The 15,993-nt window shown below is 58.5% G+C and carries 15 protein-coding genes; 10 read left to right on the top strand and 5 right to left on the bottom strand.

The genetic code is table 11. The features are described 5' to 3' along the window. Window positions 1–160: 160 nt before the first annotated feature. The 5 genes from AC3WWR_RS19070 to AC3WWR_RS19050 all read left to right on the top strand — a co-directional run bounded on the left by AC3WWR_RS19070 (window position 161) and on the right by AC3WWR_RS19050 (window position 6,582). Complete coding sequence (locus AC3WWR_RS19070; protein WP_492598952.1) at window positions 161–967, top strand: class I SAM-dependent methyltransferase; 807 nt, start codon at window positions 161–163, stop codon at window positions 965–967. Between the two features lie 186 nt (window positions 968–1,153). Next, complete coding sequence (locus AC3WWR_RS19065; protein WP_083348805.1) at window positions 1,154–2,530, top strand: L-serine ammonia-lyase; 1,377 nt, start codon at window positions 1,154–1,156, stop codon at window positions 2,528–2,530. Window positions 2,531–2,558: 28 nt separating this feature from the next. Beyond that, entirely contained in the window at window positions 2,559–3,578 is a 1,020-nt protein-coding gene (locus tag AC3WWR_RS19060) for a GlxA family transcriptional regulator (protein ID WP_083348806.1), read from the top strand. Between the two features lie 225 nt (window positions 3,579–3,803). Next, the gene (creA, locus tag AC3WWR_RS19055; protein ID WP_020796246.1) at window positions 3,804–5,015 is read left to right on the top strand and encodes a creatinase; all 1,212 of its coding nucleotides are present in this window, start codon (window positions 3,804–3,806) and stop codon (window positions 5,013–5,015) included. 226 nt (window positions 5,016–5,241) lie between these two features. Beyond that, window positions 5,242–6,582 (top strand): MFS transporter, encoded by a 1,341-nt coding sequence (locus AC3WWR_RS19050; protein ID WP_492598951.1) that lies wholly within the window; start codon window positions 5,242–5,244, stop codon window positions 6,580–6,582. A gap of 136 nt (window positions 6,583–6,718) precedes the next feature. On the opposite strand, the gene cahR is transcribed toward AC3WWR_RS19050, so the two are convergent. The 4 genes from cahR to AC3WWR_RS19030 form a co-directional block, all read right to left on the bottom strand. Further along, window positions 6,719–7,735: a transcriptional regulator CahA gene (cahR, locus tag AC3WWR_RS19045; RefSeq protein ID WP_020796248.1), complete on the bottom strand. Its 1,017-nt coding sequence runs from the start codon at window positions 7,733–7,735 to the stop codon at window positions 6,719–6,721. 309 nt (window positions 7,736–8,044) lie between these two features. Beyond that, the gene (gene gabP, locus AC3WWR_RS19040) at window positions 8,045–9,439 is read right to left on the bottom strand and encodes a GABA permease (protein WP_020796249.1); all 1,395 of its coding nucleotides are present in this window, start codon (window positions 9,437–9,439) and stop codon (window positions 8,045–8,047) included. 79 nt (window positions 9,440–9,518) lie between these two features. Further along, the gene (locus AC3WWR_RS19035) at window positions 9,519–10,301 is read right to left on the bottom strand and encodes a creatininase (RefSeq protein WP_020796250.1); all 783 of its coding nucleotides are present in this window, start codon (window positions 10,299–10,301) and stop codon (window positions 9,519–9,521) included. Window positions 10,302–10,493: 192 nt separating this feature from the next. Then, window positions 10,494–10,706, bottom strand: coding sequence for a hypothetical protein (locus tag AC3WWR_RS19030; RefSeq protein ID WP_020796252.1), 213 nt, complete (start codon window positions 10,704–10,706; stop codon window positions 10,494–10,496). Here AC3WWR_RS19030 and AC3WWR_RS19025 point away from each other — a divergent pair. Genes AC3WWR_RS19025 through AC3WWR_RS19010 form a run of 4 tightly spaced genes read left to right on the top strand, consistent with a single transcriptional unit; the run spans window position 10,686 to window position 14,684 of the window. Further along, window positions 10,686–11,813: an extracellular solute-binding protein gene (locus AC3WWR_RS19025; protein WP_020796251.1), complete on the top strand. Its 1,128-nt coding sequence runs from the start codon at window positions 10,686–10,688 to the stop codon at window positions 11,811–11,813. The two genes, AC3WWR_RS19030 and AC3WWR_RS19025, sit on opposite strands and share 21 nt — an antisense overlap. Window positions 11,814–11,836: 23 nt before the next feature. Beyond that, window positions 11,837–12,760 carry an ABC transporter permease gene (locus AC3WWR_RS19020; protein ID WP_042955250.1) on the top strand — a complete coding sequence of 308 codons (924 nt, stop codon included), beginning with the start codon at window positions 11,837–11,839 and terminating at the stop codon, window positions 12,758–12,760. After that, a complete protein-coding gene (locus tag AC3WWR_RS19015) occupies window positions 12,757–13,554 on the top strand; it encodes an ABC transporter permease (RefSeq protein ID WP_083348807.1) in 798 nt (265 codons plus the stop codon). Before AC3WWR_RS19020 ends, AC3WWR_RS19015 begins: the two co-directional genes overlap by 4 nt. A gap of 41 nt (window positions 13,555–13,595) precedes the next feature. Beyond that, a complete protein-coding gene (locus AC3WWR_RS19010) occupies window positions 13,596–14,684 on the top strand; it encodes an ABC transporter ATP-binding protein (protein ID WP_020796255.1) in 1,089 nt (362 codons plus the stop codon). A 28-nt stretch (window positions 14,685–14,712) separates the two neighbouring features. On the opposite strand, the gene AC3WWR_RS19005 is transcribed toward AC3WWR_RS19010, so the two are convergent. Next, entirely contained in the window at window positions 14,713–15,111 is a 399-nt protein-coding gene (locus AC3WWR_RS19005; RefSeq protein ID WP_141195463.1) for a hypothetical protein, read from the bottom strand. A 212-nt stretch (window positions 15,112–15,323) separates the two neighbouring features. On the opposite strand from AC3WWR_RS19005, the gene AC3WWR_RS19000 reads away from it, so the two are divergent. After that, window positions 15,324–15,992 (top strand): ABC transporter ATP-binding protein, encoded by a 669-nt coding sequence (locus tag AC3WWR_RS19000; protein ID WP_492598950.1) that lies wholly within the window; start codon window positions 15,324–15,326, stop codon window positions 15,990–15,992. The last annotated feature ends 1 nt before the right edge of the window (window position 15,993 follow it).

Genomic DNA, 15,993 nt, shown 5'->3' with positions numbered 1-15,993 from the left:
GGTTTTCGCGCATTTCCCCAAGGGTACTAACTATAGCGTTCCCGTGGGCGAACGTCGGCGCTGCGCGAGTTACAAAAACGCTACACAGCGGCGATGGGGGCGTTTGCAGGCGTGATCTAGACTCGGCCACTCGATTCAACAACGAATGCCGGAGCCTGCAATGGAAATGCCGACAAAACACCAAGCCATCGCCAGCAACCGCGATGCCTGGAATGATTCCGCCCGTCACCACAAGGACAGCCCTGAATGGCAGGCGCACTGGCGCGCTGTGGAACACGCGGATTTTTCCTGCCTGGATGAAACCCTGACCGGGGTGCTGAACCAGGTCGGCATCGCAGGCAAGGACGTGGTGCAATTGGGCTGTAACAATGGCCGCGAAAGCCTGTCGCTGTTCGCCCTGGGGGCTCGACACGTGGTGGGGGTCGACCAGTCCGCGGCGTTTCTCGAACAGGCGCGGGAACTGGCTTCACGCTCGCCCCATGGGCCTGAGTTCATCGAGGCCGACATTCACCACCTGCCACAAACACTGCAGGGGCGTTTCGACGTGGCCCTGGTCACCATCGGCGTGTTGAACTGGATGCCGGACATCGGCGAGTTCTTTCGCCATGCGGCGCAAACCCTCAAACCCGGTGGCGCCCTGGTGATCTACGAAACCCACCCGTTCCTGGAAATGTTCGACCCCGAGGCAGCCGATCCCTACAGCCTGGCCAGTTCGTACTTTCGCCGCGAACCCTTTGTCCAGAACCAGCCAATCGTCTACGAAGGCAAGGTCGAGCAGCAGGCCGCCCCGTCCTACTGGTTCATCCACACCTTGGGCGCGATCTTCAGCGGCGCCATCGAAGCGGGGCTGCAGATCAGCCATTTCAGGGAGTATGCGCATTCCAATCGCGAAGAACACTATGATCGCTACCAGGGGCAGGAGGCGCAGTTGCCGATGTGTTTTACCTGGGTGGCAGTAAAGCGTTGAACCGGGGTTGGCGCGGTGTATGCGAAAGCACTAAAGGGGACCACTTCAGCGCCTGGTAGCAACACATCCAGCTCGTATTTGGTATTGACGAGCACTTAGGGGTCGATATCTGACACATCTTGATGGCTCCTGACGCCGACAATCAGGTGAATTCCTGACACCTCTGAAGCGGCACGGAGATCGACGATGGCTATCAGTGTTTTTGACTTGTTCAAGATTGGAGTCGGCCCCTCCAGTTCCCATACCGTCGGCCCAATGCGTGCGGGGGCTCTGTTTGTCGAGGCCCTGCGCGAACGGAAAATGCTGACACAAGTGAAGCGTATCGAAGTGCGGTTGTATGGTTCGCTATCGGCCACGGGTATCGGCCATGGCACCGATAAAGCGGTGATCATGGGGTTGATGGGGGAATGGCCGGATAAGGTCGACCCGCTGCTGATCGAGCCACGCTTGCTGGAACTGCGCGAGACGCAATACCTGCTATTGGCCGGCGAGCTCCGTGTGCCTTTTATCTGGCAGAGGGACATGCGATTGCTGGAAGAAAACCTGGAATACCATCCCAACGCCATGACGTTGAGCGCATTTGCCGATGACCAACCCCTGTTGTGCGAAACCTACTACTCCATCGGCGGTGGCTTTGTCGTTGATCAACGGCAAGCCGCTACTGGCGAGCTTGACCAGGACAAGAGCGAGCTGCCCTATGATTTCAGCACGGCTGCGCAATTGTTGAACCAGTGTAATGTCCATGGGCTACGGATATCCCAACTGATGCTGGCGAACGAACGGGTGTGGCGCAGCGAAGAAGACATCCGCGAGGGACTGGGCCAGATCTGGCAGGCCATGCGTACTTGCGTGGATGCCGGACTCACGCATGAAGGCGTCTTGCCCGGTGGGTTGAATGTGAAGCGCCGCGCGGCGCGTCTGCACCGCAGCCTGCTGGAAATCGGCAAGCCGAATGTCATCGGTTCGACGTTGAACGCCATGGAGTGGGTGAATCTGTTCGCCTTGGCAGTCAATGAAGAAAACGCGGCCGGCGGGCGCATGGTGACCGCCCCCACGAACGGCGCGGCAGGGATTATTCCGGCGGTATTGCAGTACTACATGAAGTTCTGCCCCGAGGCCAGGGACAGCGATGTCGTGGACTACTTACTCGCCGCTGCCGCGGTGGGCATACTGTGCAAACGCAATGCCTCGATTTCCGGGGCTGAAGTGGGTTGCCAGGGCGAAGTCGGTTCGGCTTGCGCGATGGCCGCTGCCGGCCTGGCAGAAATTCTCGGCGCCAGTCCCGAGCAGGTGGAAAACGCTGCGGAAATTGGTCTGGAACACAACCTTGGGCTGACCTGTGACCCTGTCGGTGGCCTGGTGCAGGTACCCTGCATCGAGCGCAACGCCATCGCAGCGGTGAAAGCGATCAATGCCGCACAGATGGCGTTGCGCGGTGACGGTACGCATTTCATTTCGCTGGACCGGGTCATCCGCACCATGCGCGATACCGGTGCCGACATGCATGACAAATACAAAGAGACCTCCCGTGGCGGATTGGCGGTCAGCGCCATCGAGTGTTGAGTGACCTTGATCGACGGGAGAGCAGGACATGCTGCAATTGACTGAATCCGAACGGCCACGACCGCCGATGCTGCGTATTGGCTTCTGGTTGACGGAAGCCTTTGATATGTACACCTTGGCCAATGCACTGGAGCCACTGCGCCTGGCCAACCAGTTGGCAGGGTACGATGTTTGCCAGTGGCAAATGCTGAGCCTGGACAGACAGCAACTGAACGCCAGTAACGGCATCGCAACCGCCGCCGCTCGACTGGGTCAGTGGCAACCGTTCGATGTGTTGATCCTCTGTGGTGGCGATAACCTGCGTCTTGATCCAGACATGCGCCAGCAGTTGAGCCACTGGGCGGCGCAACCGATCAGCCTCGGGGCATTGGGCGAGGCAGGCTGGCTGCTGGCGCAAATTGGTGCCCTGGAGGGTGTCCGTTGCAGCTTGCCAAAGCCCGCTGCATCACTGGAGTTTGCCGCTTTCAGCAAGTTGACACCGGTGGCTGCGCCGTTCTGCGTCGACCGCCAACGCCTGACGTGTGTCGGCCCGCAGGCTGTTCAAGGGTTGATGCACGAGCTTCTCGCAAGGTACCACGGTCGTGGCTTGATACTACGGATGGCAAAGCATGCAGCACGCCAGGCCCGGCCCCTACTGCCCGTGCAGGATGCCCCGGAAAAACTTCAGGCAACCCTGGCTTTGATGAGCGAGCACTTGAGCCGAACGCTGGGTATCGATGAACTGGCCGAGACCATGGGCATTTCCCGTCGCCATCTGGAGCGGCTGTTCAAGCGTAGCCTGGGTTGTTCGCCATCCCGACACTACTTGGACTTGCGGCTTCAACAGGCGCGGCAGTTGTTGCATGCCGGCGAGCGGTCGCTGTCGGATGTCGCCAGGGCGTGCGGTTTCGTCTCGCTGCAACATTTCTTTCGCTGCTATCGCCAGTACTTCGGTGCGCATCCTCGCGACCATATGGGGGTGAAGGCGCCGAGTCAGCGGGCATCAATGTTGAATGCGCCGGCCTCATCGCGAGCAGTTCCAGTCGTCCTGCCGTCGTTCCCTCACTGACCGCGCTACCCATTTGCCAATGCCCCCGCCAAGCGGCTTTTACCGCGCTTGCCGGGGGCTTTTTTGTGCGCAAAACCCCGAGGGGACGCTTTCGCAAACAGCGGATATGACCAATTACAGGTCGGATTCGCGCAAAAAACCTCACCTTGCATCTGTTCGAATGATCTTCAGCGGCCCGCCAGATTGGCGCCTCCTGTAGCTCAATCAATGACAAGGATAAATGACATGCAAATGCCGAAAACCATCCAGATCAAGAACGGCGAAAAGGTAAGTCCGACGTTCTCGGCCCAAGAATATGCCAACCGCCAAGCCAAATTGCGGGCTTACCTGGCGCAGAACAATATCGACGCGGCCGTCTTCACGTCCTATCACAACATCAACTACTACAGCGATTTCCTGTACTGCTCCTTCGGGCGTCAGTACGCGCTGGTCGTGACCCAGGACAGCGCGGTGACCATCAGCGCCAACATCGACGGCGGTCAGCCATGGCGCCGTACCGTCGGCACTGAAAATATCGTCTACACGGACTGGCAGCGCGATAACTACTTCGTCGCGATCCAGCAGGCCTTGCCCAAGGCCGGGCGCATCGGTATCGAGTTCGACCATCTGAACTTGCTCAATCGCGACAAGCTCGCCAGCCGCTATCCGCAGGCTGAACTGGTGGATATCGCCGCACCGTGCATGCGCATGCGCATGATCAAGTCCGCTGAAGAACACGCGATCATTCGTCATGGTGCACGGATCGCGGACATCGGTGGTGCCGCCGTCGTCGAGGCATTGCGTGACCAGGTTCCGGAATACGAAGTGGCCCTGCACGCTACCCAGGCCATGGTGCGAGAAATTGCCCGCACCTTCCCGGATTCCGAGTTGATGGACACCTGGACCTGGTTCCAGTCCGGCATCAACACCGACGGCGCGCATAACCCGGTGACGTCGCGCAAGGTCAACAAGGGCGACATTCTCAGCCTCAATTGCTTCCCGATGATCGCCGGTTACTACACCGCGCTGGAACGTACATTGTTTCTGGACCATTGCTCCGACGAGCATCTGCGCTTGTGGGAAGTTAACGTCAAAGTGCACGAGGCCGGTCTGAAGCTGATCAAGCCGGGCATGCGCTGCTGCGATATCGCGCTGCAATTGAACGAGATCTTCCTGGAGCACGACCTGCTGCAATACCGCACCTTCGGTTACGGCCACTCCTTCGGCACGCTGAGCCACTATTACGGCCGCGAAGCCGGACTGGAACTGCGCGAAGACATCGACACCGTGCTGGAGCCGGGGATGGTGGTCTCCATTGAGCCGATGATCATGTTGCCCGAGGGCCTTCCAGGTGCCGGCGGGTATCGTGAACACGACATCCTGATCGTCAACGAGCAGGGCGGGGAAAACATCACCAAGTTCCCGTATGGCCCGGAACACAACATCATCAAGAAGTAAGGCCCTGCGCCGCACAGTGAAGCTGTGCGGCGTTTTGCTTTGACGATTGGCGAAAAATCTTCCCGGTGGCTGAGATAAACCGGAAAAAAATGGCGCATGCGTGCCCAAGAACGCGCAGCATCTACCGAGCCTTAACCCTGCCAAGTAAAACAATAGAGGGTTTTGTCATGTCCTACGTCCCGACCTTTCATTTCGATAACCGCACCTCTACCACCGGAGGTGCACAATGAGCACCCAAACCTCAAGCCTGACGCCAACCATGGCAGAAAAACTTGAACAAACGGCCGAACGCAAGGCCCTGCGGCGCGCAGCCAGTGCCAGCTTCATGGGCAACTTCGTCGAGTGGTTCGACTATGCGGCCTACGGCTACCTGGCAACCGTCATCGCCCTGACGTTTTTTCCGCAAACCGACAAGGCGACCGCGCTACTGGCGACTTTTGCAGTGTTCGCGCTGTCGTTCATCGTCCGCCCGCTGGGGGGACTGGTCTGGGGGCATTTCGGTGACAGATACGGGCGGCGCAGTGCGCTGTCCTGGTCGATTCTGATCATGTCTGTCTCGACCTTTTGCATCGGCATCCTGCCGACCTACAACCATATCGGCTTGTGGGCGCCGGCCTTGTTGCTGCTGATTCGCTTGTTCCAGGGCTTTTCAGCTTCAGGTGAGTACGCCGGGGCTTCGGCCTTTCTCGCCGAGTATGCGCCCGAGGGCCAGCGCGGTTTGTACACCAGCATTGTCCCGGCGAGCACGGCGGCGGGTTTGCTGTTTGGTGCGGTGTTTGTCGCCGGCCTGCATGCGTGGATGAGTGTCGAGGACCTGCACAGCTGGGGCTGGCGTCTACCCTTTCTGCTGGCGGCGCCATTCGGGCTGGTGGGGCGCTATATCCGCATGAGTTTGCAAGACACGCCCAAGTTCCTGGAGATGGAAAAACGCCTTGAAGCGAAGGAGTGCGCGACCCATGCTCCGGTTCGCGAATTGCTGACCGTGCACCGACGCAGCGTTATGATCGGGATCGGCGCTACCTGCCTGAATGCCGTGGCGTTTTACCTGTTGCTCAGCTACATGCCAACCTACCTGTCCACCGAAATGGGCATGAGCGAAAGTGATTCGTTCCTGGCGTCGACGGTGTCACTGGCGACCTATATCGGGTTGATTTTCCTGATGGGCAAGCTGTCGGACCGATTCGGCCGCAAGACCATGCTGGTGACCGCTTCGGTATTGTTCCTGGCGCTGACATTTCCGCTGTTCGGGATGTTGGAGAATCAGCCCCTGATTGTAATTCTGATGATCCAGATTGCGTTTGGCGCGATCCTGGCGATGAACGACGGCACCTTGCCGTGCTTTCTCGCCGAGATATTCCCCACTCGCGTACGCTTCAGCGGCTTTGCCTTCAGCTTCAACATCGCCAACGCGGTGTTCGGCGGCACCGCGCCGTTTATCGCGACCTGGCTGATCCAACTGACCGGCAACAAAATGGCCCCTGCCTGGTATCTTCTGGCGGCTGCGGCGGTGGCGTTGATTGCCATGCTGGCGAGTCGGGAGACGGCGCATAAGGCTTTGCAGGACTGATGTCTTGAGTGTTCTTGAGTAAGCCATCGCGAGCAGGCTCGCTCCCACAGTTGACCGAGTTGTCCAGGAGGACGCGGTTCAATGTGGGAGCGAGCCTGCTCGCGAAGGGGCCAGTCCAGCCAACATCAATATTGAATCAGTGCACCGCAGCCACCTGCTTGCGCTCACCAATAGGCGATACACCGAAGAATCGGCTGTAGCATTTGGAGAAATGCGCCGGCGAAACGAAGCCGCAGGCGAGGGCGATGTCACGTACCTGCGATTCGCTGCGCAGCAACAGCTGTCGCGCCCGTGCAAGGCGCAACTCCAGGTAGTACTGACTCGGCGTGCGTTGCAGGTGCTTGTGAAACAAACGTTCCAGCTGGCGCACCGACACCTCGTTCAACCGTGCGAGCTCCTCAAGGCCCACCGGCTCCTCAAGATTGGCTTCCATGATCGCCACTATCTGGCTGAGCTTGGGCTGCGAGGTGCCCAGCTTCTGCCGCAGGGGCACACGCTGTTGTTCCTGCGCCCCCCTGATCCGATCACACAAAAGCAACTCGGCGGTGTGGGCAGCGATGTCCCGACCACCGGGTTCGCGGGCGATCAACTGCAGGGTCATGTCCATGGAAGCCACGCCACCGGAGCAGGTATAGCGATCACGGTCCAGCTCGAACAGCTGGTTGGAAATGATGATCCCCGGGAAGCGTTCCTTCAGTGCTTCGATGTCTTCCCAGTGAATCGTGCAACGATAGCCCTTGAGCAGATCGGCGCGGGCCAACAAGTGGCTGCCGGTGCAAATCCCACCCAGTGGCACCTGATCATGCGCCAGCTTGCGTAGCCAATTGAGCAGTGGTCGGCTGCTGTGATTGGAGACGATCGGGTTTGATCCGACAACGAAAAGCATGTCCAGCTTTGGTGCATCGGTGATGCTGTGGTCGGGCAGGATGCGCATGCCGTTGCTGGCCGCCACCGGGTCCAGGCTGGCGGCGATGATGACTGTACGAAACATCGGTTTGCGCGCGGCCAGGTTGGCCATGCGCAGGGTTTCCACGGCGGCGGCGAAGCCGATGGTTGTGAAGTTGGGGATGACCAGGAAACCCACGGTCTTCACTGGCTGTTGTTCATTCGCCGAGCGTCCTGCGGCGGGTTTCGCCACCTGGAGTTTCGCCATTATTACCGCTCCTCAACTGCATCAGTGACGTGCTCCGCGGCAAGCTGCCGTTACGGGAAACGTCATCTCGTTCTTGTGATTGTAAGCCCTGTCTACAGGTTTCAGGATTTTACACCGAGTGTCCGGTCAACAGGCCGTGACGAAAGAAATATGCACGCAAGATGCCATGAGTCTGGATTGTCTGAAGGGGGCGCGGAAAACGTGGGGAAATAAGGCATGGGTGATCAACAAAAAAAACCGGCCCGCTCCGTGGTGGCGAGCGGCCGGAAAGAGGTGAACGAGGATGAGTGTTGCTATCGGGGATTGCGCTTAAGCATTTTCGGTTTGCGCAATGTCGAGGACCTGCACGGTCTTCTTCCTGGCGTTAAAGATTGCACCCATACAGACGATGGACAGGGTCAGCGCACCCGTCGCAATAACCTCCATGCGGTGCTGCGGCAAGATCAGCATGACCACCAGGATACTCAAGATGCAGGCGATGACCAGGTAGCTGAGCCAGGGGAAAAACCACATCTTGAAGGCGATCGGTTGTCCCGAAGCATTCATCTTTTTACGCAGTACCAGTTGCGAAACGGCAATCACCAGATAGACCAACAGCGCAACAGCCCCGGAGCTGGCCAGGAGGAAGGAGAACACCTCATCGGGTGCAAAGTAATTGAGTGCCGTGGTCAGGAAACCTACCGCCGTACTGGCCAGCACCGCCACAAAGGGCACTCCAGAAGCAGAAGTCTTCTGCAGTACTCGCGGGCCATCACCGCGTTTGCTCAGGGAGTAGACCATGCGTGACGCGGTATAGATGGCTGAGTTGAGGCAGCTGGCTACAGCAATCAGCACGACGATATCGACGATCATTTTCGCGTGTGGAATGTTCATCAACTCGAGCGCCCTCTGGTACGAACCGACTTCCATGAGCATGGGGTCGTTCCAGGGGACAATGGAGATGATGAGGAACACCGAGACGATATAGAAAATACCCATTCGCCAGACGACGGAGTTGGTCGCGCGGGTGATCTGTTTTGAGGGGTTTTGCGATTCGGCAGCGGCAATGGTGACAATTTCCGTGCCCATGAAGCTGAACACCGTGGTGAGCATCGCACCGACGACAGCGGTCATGCCATTGGGCATGAAACCGCCAAACTCATGGCTTAATTGAACGACACCACTGACCGTCGTATCCGGTAATCCGCCCACCAGGGCAAGCGCGCCAAGCGCGATAAACCCCAGCACCGCGATGACTTTGAGCATGGCGAACCAGAACTCGAACTCTCCGTACCGGGCGACACTGAACAGGTTGGTCAACGTCAGCAGGCCGGTGACTGCAATCGCGAACTCCCAGGTCTGAATGGAGGGAAACCAGGCATGCAGGATGGCGGCAGCGGCGATGGCTTCAATCGGAATGACCAGCACCCAGAACCACCAGTACAGCCAGCCGATGGTGAAGCCGGCACTGCGTCCCATCGCCCGCTCGGCGTAGGTCGAAAACGATCCTGTATCGGGCGACGCTACGGCCATCTCGCCGAGCATGCGCATCACGAGCACGACCAAAGTGCCGGAAAAAATATACGCCAGGATGGCGGCGGGCCCCGCCGAGGCGATGGCGTGTCCTGAACCGATGAACAGGCCGGCGCCTATGGCACCGGCAATGGACAGCATGGTGACGTGACGCTGCTTGAGGCCTGGGGCCAAGGTTGAGCTGCTGGACATGAGACTTACCCTTTTTATTGTACTTGGGGAGGGGGAAGCATTAACCGTGGATACTTGGTTCGGCACGTCCGTATGTTCGTCAGGTGTCCAAATCAAAAGCTTCGCGCACAGCGGTGCTGATGCCCGAGACGCAGACTTCGAGAATCAGCTCGCCTTTCTCGCGACTGGAGCCTTTGGGAGATGACAGTGTTCCGCAGGCGGGTGTGCGCTCCGGGATGACGGGGAAGACGTCGTAAGGCGGGAAGGTGGCGGGAGGGTGGTCAACCGCGCGGTTCAAATCGACCTTGTCGGGGTGAAGGGCCAGCATCAGCGACGTTTCGAAAACACCGCCATGTTCGATATCCCAGCCGAGGAATCCATCGGGGTAGAGCTTTTCGATGACGGCCGGATCGTTGACGAAGTCCCAGTAGGACAGTACGACTACCTTGAAGTCACTGATGCCACCGTAGCGCAGTTCTCGCAGGGCAAGGTCTATGCCCTCGACAATGAACATCGAGTTTTCGAAGTGACCGTTCATCATCACCAGTTTGCGGGCACCATGGCGTGCAAGTTCGCGGATGATGTCCTGCACGGTACTGGTCAGCGTGGCGCCATCGAGGCTGGTGGTTCCAGGAAAATGGTTGCCGCCGCCTGATTTCTGCTGGGACTTGTAGCCGTAGGCCAGGGCAGGCAGCACCAGGCCGTTGACCTGTTGCGCGACTGCCTTGCAGATCGCGGTAGGCAGCAGTACATCGACCTCCATGCACATGTGATGTCCATGCTGCTCCAGTGCTCCCACTGGCAGAAAGATAGGGCAGCCAGTGGCGACCTTCTCTGCGTACTCCGGCCAGGTGAGTTCTCCAATTACGACACTGTTGTTCATCTACAGACCCTTGGAAAGTGGTTGATGGCTTGCTGGTTGTTAGCCGCGGGATGGGGTGTTTACCTGCCGTTAAAGCGGCCCTTTGGCTTGCAGGAATCGAAGGCGGTGCATGCAGCAATTCGATCAGAGGGTGGGGGCACCGAATTGTCTAAATCCGACCCGTAAATGACAAAACACCCTATGGTTTGTCATTTATGTCCGATTATCGGATAGGGGTGTGCCGCTTTTGATGGGGATGGAGGTCGGGTCTGACAAAGTCCAGGTCGGGCGCGCACAAAAACGGGTGATGGCGAACTGCTGCAATGCATCCAGCCAGCGAATGACGCGTGTGGTTGGCAGCGACAGCAGGCAGGGGACAATTTCATCACCCAGGGCGAGACAATAATGAAAATTCGCATCGACCATTCACGCCGTACCTTCCTCAAGACCACCGGCATCCTGGCTGGCACCGCAGCGCTGTCCGGCTTGCTGCCCTTGAGAAGCATTGCCGCAGCGGAAAAGGAACTGGTCATCCTTGCATGGGCCGGACACGCCGAGCCGGACATCGTCGCCGATTTCGAGCGCATGTACGGGGTCAAGGTCCGGGCCAAGTACTACACCGGTGGGGACAACATGCTGGGGCTGATCTCGCAATCCCCGCCCGGCACATTCGATCTGATTTTGTCCGACGCCGAATACGTCCAGCAACTCAATGCCGCCGAATACATCGAGCCACTCGACCCCGCTGACTACCCCTTCGATGACTTCTACCCGGAGTTCCAGCATTTCCCTGGCCATTGGCAGGGGGACAAGCTCTACTCGGTGCTGATCCGCTTCGGCTTCCTCGGCATCGCCTACAACACCCAACAGGTTCCCGAAGCCAAGGTGCAGAGCTATGACGTGTTCTGGGACCAGAGCCTCAAGGGCAAGGTCGGCCACTTCGACTGGCACCTGCCTAACCTCGGGCAGATCAGTTTGATGGGCGGTAATGCGCGCCCGTACGATATCGATGTCGCGCACTGGCAAAGCGTCCAGCAGAAGATGATGAGTCTGCGCCCGCAGGTCGGTGGCTTCTTCGATTATGGCGGGACTTTTTCTTCGCTCAAGAACGGGCAGATCCATGCCATGTGTGGCATAGGTGACTGGATCACCGGCGTTTTACAACGCGCCGGCGCACCGGTGAAAACCGTGCTGCCAAAGGAGGGCGGGTTGCAATGGACGGAGTCTTACTGCATCGCCAGGAAAGCACACAGCCCGGATCTGGCGAAGAAGTTCATCCAGTACATCACCTCACCGGAAGGCCAGGTCAAGTCGGCGAAGATGGCCGCCTACCCAGCGCTCATCCCGAGCAAAAAAGGCTGGGAGCTGCTCAACCGCACCGATCCCGACGAAGCCAGGCGCCAAGGCATGGTGCTCGGTCAGCGCAATGTCATGGACGACATCCGCGATGGTCGCATCAAGTACCGCGAACTCCCGGTCCAGCAAAGCCTGGATGAGTGGAACGACTTTTGGTCGCAATACAAGGGTGCTTGACGAGCCGCGCGGAGGTGGTCCCCATGATTTCAGACAAGTTGAAGACTTCGCCGTCGGAGCTCTCCGATAACGCGCGCGCCGAAACGCGCCGCGCCACCAGCAAGAGGGGGTGGCGCTTACCGTGGTTTGGCCTTTGTGTCTCGATGCCGATCCTGATCTGGCAATTGATTTTCTTCGTATTGCCGCTGGTGTTTCTGGTGGCCATCAGCTTTTGGCTGGTACGCAATTTCCGGATGGTGCCGACGTTCGAGTGGCAGAACTGGAGTTACATGCTCAGCCGTGGCTTCTTCTGGGATGCGTACGTCCACACCCTTGCAATGGCGGCGGGTGCCACGGTTCTGGTCAGCCTGGTGGCTTTTCCCTGCGCTTATACAATCGCCTTCAAGTTCCGCGAGTCGGCAAAGCAGTTGCTGGTGTTGCTGCTGGTCACACCGTTCTTCACCAGCTACCTGGTGCGCACCTATTCATGGCAGGTGTTTCTCAGCGACAACGGTATCTTCAACGCCGCGCTTGGCCTGGTCGGCCTGGAGCCCTTTGCCATGCTGAACACGGCGTTCGGCACCTATGTCGGCTATTTCACGCTATGTCTGCCATTGGTGATCTTGCTGCAATTGTTCAGCCTGATGTACGTCGACCGCTCGTTGATCGAGGCCGCGCACAACCTCGGCTGCGGACGATGGCGAACGGTGTTGCTGGTGGTAGTGCCGTCGGCGCGGATCGGTATCGTCGTCGCGGCGCTGTTCTGTTTCATACTGACGTTCGGCGATTTTGTAAGCCCGCTTTATCTGGGCGGTGGTCAGCCGCCAACCCTGAGTACGCTGATCACTGACACCACCAAGTCCGGCCAGCAATGGCCACGGGCGGCGGTGATCGCAACGATGATGATCGCGACGTTGCTCCTCTCGGCTTTTGCCGCGGTTCGCTTCGCTTACCGGAGGCGTGCATGAACGAGCATCGGATGATCAATTTCTTGCTGCGCAGTTTTGTCGTACTGGTGTTCATCTTCATCTTCATGCCCATTGCCGGCAGTTTCGTGTTCTCGTTCAACAACGACCGCTTCCCTTCCTTGCCACTGGGCAGCTTCAGCCTGCACTGGTACGAGACGATCGCCTCCGACCCGGCTGTGTGGCAGGCCTTCAGGAACAGCCTCGCGGTGGGTGTGGTCGTGTCGCTGGTATCGACCGTACTCGGCTTCACTGCGGCTTACACGGACTTTCGTTACGGGTTCTTCGGCAAGTCAATCTACATGGCGCTCGCGCTACTGCCGCCTACCATTCCGGTGGTGATCATGGGGCTGGCGATGTTGGCTTTCCTGTCGCGAATCGGGCTTTCCGGCGAGATTTACGCCGTGATGATCAGCCACATCGTGATGTGTGCCCCCTTCGCAATGGCGGTCATCCGGATGCGTCTGGCGCAGATGGACCCCAACATCGAGGCTGCGGCCTGGAACCTGGGGGCCAATCAGTGGAAGGCCATGCGCTATGTAATCTTGCCGTTCACGGCGCCGAGCATTTTCGCCGCGCTGTTCGTGACCATGGCCGTTTCCTTCGATGAGTTCGCTGTCGCCTGGTTCGTATCGGGACTCAACGAGACGGTACCGGTGCGCATCCTCAACACCTTGCAAGGGCAGGTGAGCCCGACCATCAACGCGATCGGCACGATCGTGTTCATCACGACCATGACCCTGGTGATTCTCGCGCAATTGCTGTTGATGCGTCGGCGCAAGCCCGCGAGTGCCTGATACCACCCTTGAAAAATCATCTGGACACGAAGGATTCAGACATGACTCAACCGCTGGTGGTATTCGACAACGTGGTCAAGCATTTCGGCAGCTACCAGGCTGTCGAGCGCATGAACCTGGAAATCCATAAAGGTGAGTTCGTTGCGATCATGGGATCGAGCGGCTGTGGCAAGACCACGACTCTGCGCATGCTCGCGGGGTTGGATAAGCCCAGTGAAGGGGAAATTCGCCTTAACGGTGAGCGCATAAACGATCTCTACTCCTGGGACCGGGAGACGCCACTGGTCTGGCAAAACCTCGCACTCTTCCCGTTTCTGAACGTGCTGGAGAATGTCGAATTCGGCCTGCGCATGAGAGGAATGGCCAAGGCAGAGCGACGCAAGAAGTCGCTTGAATGGCTTGAGCGACTGGGATTGCAAGAGTTTGCCACGCGCGACATCAGCCTGCTCTCCGGTGGCCAGCGTCAACGGGTGGCGCTGGCGCGCTCGCTGGTCACCGAACCGCCAATCCTGCTGCTCGACGAGCCGCTGAGCGCACTCGACGCTCATCTGAGTGTGCGCATGCAAGGCGTGCTGACTGGACTGCAGAAGGACCTGGGTATCACCTTTGTCTACGTCACTCACAGCCAATCCGAAGCCTTCGCAATGGCCGATCGTGTGATGATCATGAGTCGAGGTCGGGTCGAACAGATAGGCACGCCGCAGGAGGTTTTCCTTGAGCCTCACAATCGCTTTGTTGCCGAATTCGTTGGCGGTAAAAACATCCTTGATGCCACTGTCGTTGGCTTCGACGATAGCGGGCTGGTTTGCCTGGATACCGAGCACGGTGGATTCCTGGCGCGGCTACCGGAGGGTAAAACGGTTGTTCCCGCTGAGCGCGTTACGGTCTGCGTAAGCGCCGAGCATATCGACTTGACCGCGCAGCCTACGCGACGTAACCGGTTGAACTGCACCGTCGTCGGTGAAGAGTTCATCGGATCGATGGTCAACATCTATCTCGAAGCCTGCGGCGGGATTGAGTTGCAGGTGCAGAAACGGCATGCCGATTACAACTTGCTTGGCGTGCGCTCCGGGCAAAAAATCTTCGCCGAGTGGGAGGGGGCGCATGCGCTGATTCTGCGCGGGGACTGACTCGTAGGCTTGCAACCAGGCACTCGGGCTAAAACAGCCGGGTGATTTCATTCAAGATCCGATCCTGGGTTTGAGTGCTTGGCCTTTTGCGATAAGCCACTGCAAAAAATGCAACGCCTTCATAGTCGCAGCGAATCGAAAAAGTCATGCCTTCACGCAACCCATAGACTGATCTTTCTCCTGCTTCAACAAAATATCTCGCTTTTGTCAGGGCCGCTCTGGCGCGCTGCAGACAACCAGTTTGGCTAAGTGAGTGTTGTAGCCAACTCGTCGTGATGCGCACAGACGACGTTTCGCTGTCATCGATAGGGGGCCGAGTTATTTCATTGGCGGCTTTCTCATCGCTGGTGCAAGCAGTCAGCCCCATTGAGATAACACCCAGAAGAAAAACAGATCGAGCTCTCGAATGCTTGAGTGGATTTCGCATCGTGGGGCGTACCTGTGACGATTTGCAATGAATGAAGGGCAATCACTAACGTAATAGCGGGTTTATGATCTTTTGCTACCCGGGTTCAGTAATTGCGACGAGAAGCGTCGTTCGGTTTCATTCGAAACGGCCGCGCAGGGCCGCAACCGGCAACGGACAAAAACCATTGCGGGCCGCTATCCTTGGCCCACGCTCATTGAACGGGTTCTGCCATGCTTGAAGTCCAGGATGTCTTCAAAAGCTACGCCACCCCACAAGGCCCGTTGCCGGTGCTGCAAGGTGTCAACCTGACCCTCAAGCCCGGCAGCAGCCTGGCGTTGATGGGTGAGTCGGGCAGCGGCAAGAGCACCTTGTTGCATTTGATCGCCGGGCTGGACAAGGTCGATCGCGGCAGCATCCACAGCGGTGAACATCGCCTGGAGCAGATGAGCGAGGGGCAACTGGCGAGCTGGCGGCGCACTGAGATTGGCCTGGTGTTCCAGCAGTTCAACCTGATCGGCAGTTTGCGGGTGGAGGATAACCTGGCGTTTCAAGCACGCCTGGCCGGGCGCCATGATCCACGCTGGCAGGCGCATCTGGTGCAGCGGTTGGGCTTGAATGATTTGCTGCGGCGTTATCCTGAACAGCTCTCCGGCGGCCAGCAACAACGGGTCGCATTGGGCCGCGCACTGGCGTCGCAACCGAAACTGCTGTTGGCCGACGAACCTACCGGCAGTCTCGATGAAGCCACCAGCGACGAAGTGCTGAAGTTATTGCTGGAGCTGCTCGATGACAGCCCGACGACCCTGCTGATGGTCACGCACAGCCCCAGCGTGGCAGCCCGCATGGCTGAAAAGGTGGTGCTGCATGGCGGTCGTCTGGCGCCTGTGGACGAACGCTGAG

Source organism: Pseudomonas sp. EB271-G4-1 (assembly GCF_058791355.1).
Note: the sequence above shows the minus strand (reverse complement) of the source record. Positions and strands in the feature narration are given on the sequence as shown.

Bases quoted from the DNA above. Each gene is read 5' to 3' on its own strand.
- AC3WWR_RS19070 (WP_492598952.1), top strand. From the start codon at position 161: ATGGAAATGCCGACAAAACACCAAGCCATCGCCAGCAACCGCGATGCC.
- AC3WWR_RS19065 (WP_083348805.1), top strand. From the start codon at position 1,154: ATGGCTATCAGTGTTTTTGACTTGTTCAAGATTGGAGTCGGCCCCTCC.
- AC3WWR_RS19060 (WP_083348806.1), top strand. From the start codon at position 2,559: ATGCTGCAATTGACTGAATCCGAACGGCCACGACCGCCGATGCTGCGT.
- creA (WP_020796246.1), top strand. From the start codon at position 3,804: ATGCAAATGCCGAAAACCATCCAGATCAAGAACGGCGAAAAGGTAAGT.
- AC3WWR_RS19050 (WP_492598951.1), top strand. From the start codon at position 5,242: ATGAGCACCCAAACCTCAAGCCTGACGCCAACCATGGCAGAAAAACTT.
- cahR (WP_020796248.1), bottom strand. From the start codon at position 7,735: ATGGCGAAACTCCAGGTGGCGAAACCCGCCGCAGGACGCTCGGCGAAT.
- gabP (WP_020796249.1), bottom strand. From the start codon at position 9,439: ATGTCCAGCAGCTCAACCTTGGCCCCAGGCCTCAAGCAGCGTCACGTC.
- AC3WWR_RS19035 (WP_020796250.1), bottom strand. From the start codon at position 10,301: ATGAACAACAGTGTCGTAATTGGAGAACTCACCTGGCCGGAGTACGCA.
- AC3WWR_RS19025 (WP_020796251.1), top strand. From the start codon at position 10,686: ATGAAAATTCGCATCGACCATTCACGCCGTACCTTCCTCAAGACCACC.
- AC3WWR_RS19030 (WP_020796252.1), bottom strand. From the start codon at position 10,706: ATGGTCGATGCGAATTTTCATTATTGTCTCGCCCTGGGTGATGAAATT.
- AC3WWR_RS19020 (WP_042955250.1), top strand. From the start codon at position 11,837: ATGATTTCAGACAAGTTGAAGACTTCGCCGTCGGAGCTCTCCGATAAC.
- AC3WWR_RS19015 (WP_083348807.1), top strand. From the start codon at position 12,757: ATGAACGAGCATCGGATGATCAATTTCTTGCTGCGCAGTTTTGTCGTA.
- AC3WWR_RS19010 (WP_020796255.1), top strand. From the start codon at position 13,596: ATGACTCAACCGCTGGTGGTATTCGACAACGTGGTCAAGCATTTCGGC.
- AC3WWR_RS19005 (WP_141195463.1), bottom strand. From the start codon at position 15,111: ATGCGAAATCCACTCAAGCATTCGAGAGCTCGATCTGTTTTTCTTCTG.
- AC3WWR_RS19000 (WP_492598950.1), top strand. From the start codon at position 15,324: ATGCTTGAAGTCCAGGATGTCTTCAAAAGCTACGCCACCCCACAAGGC.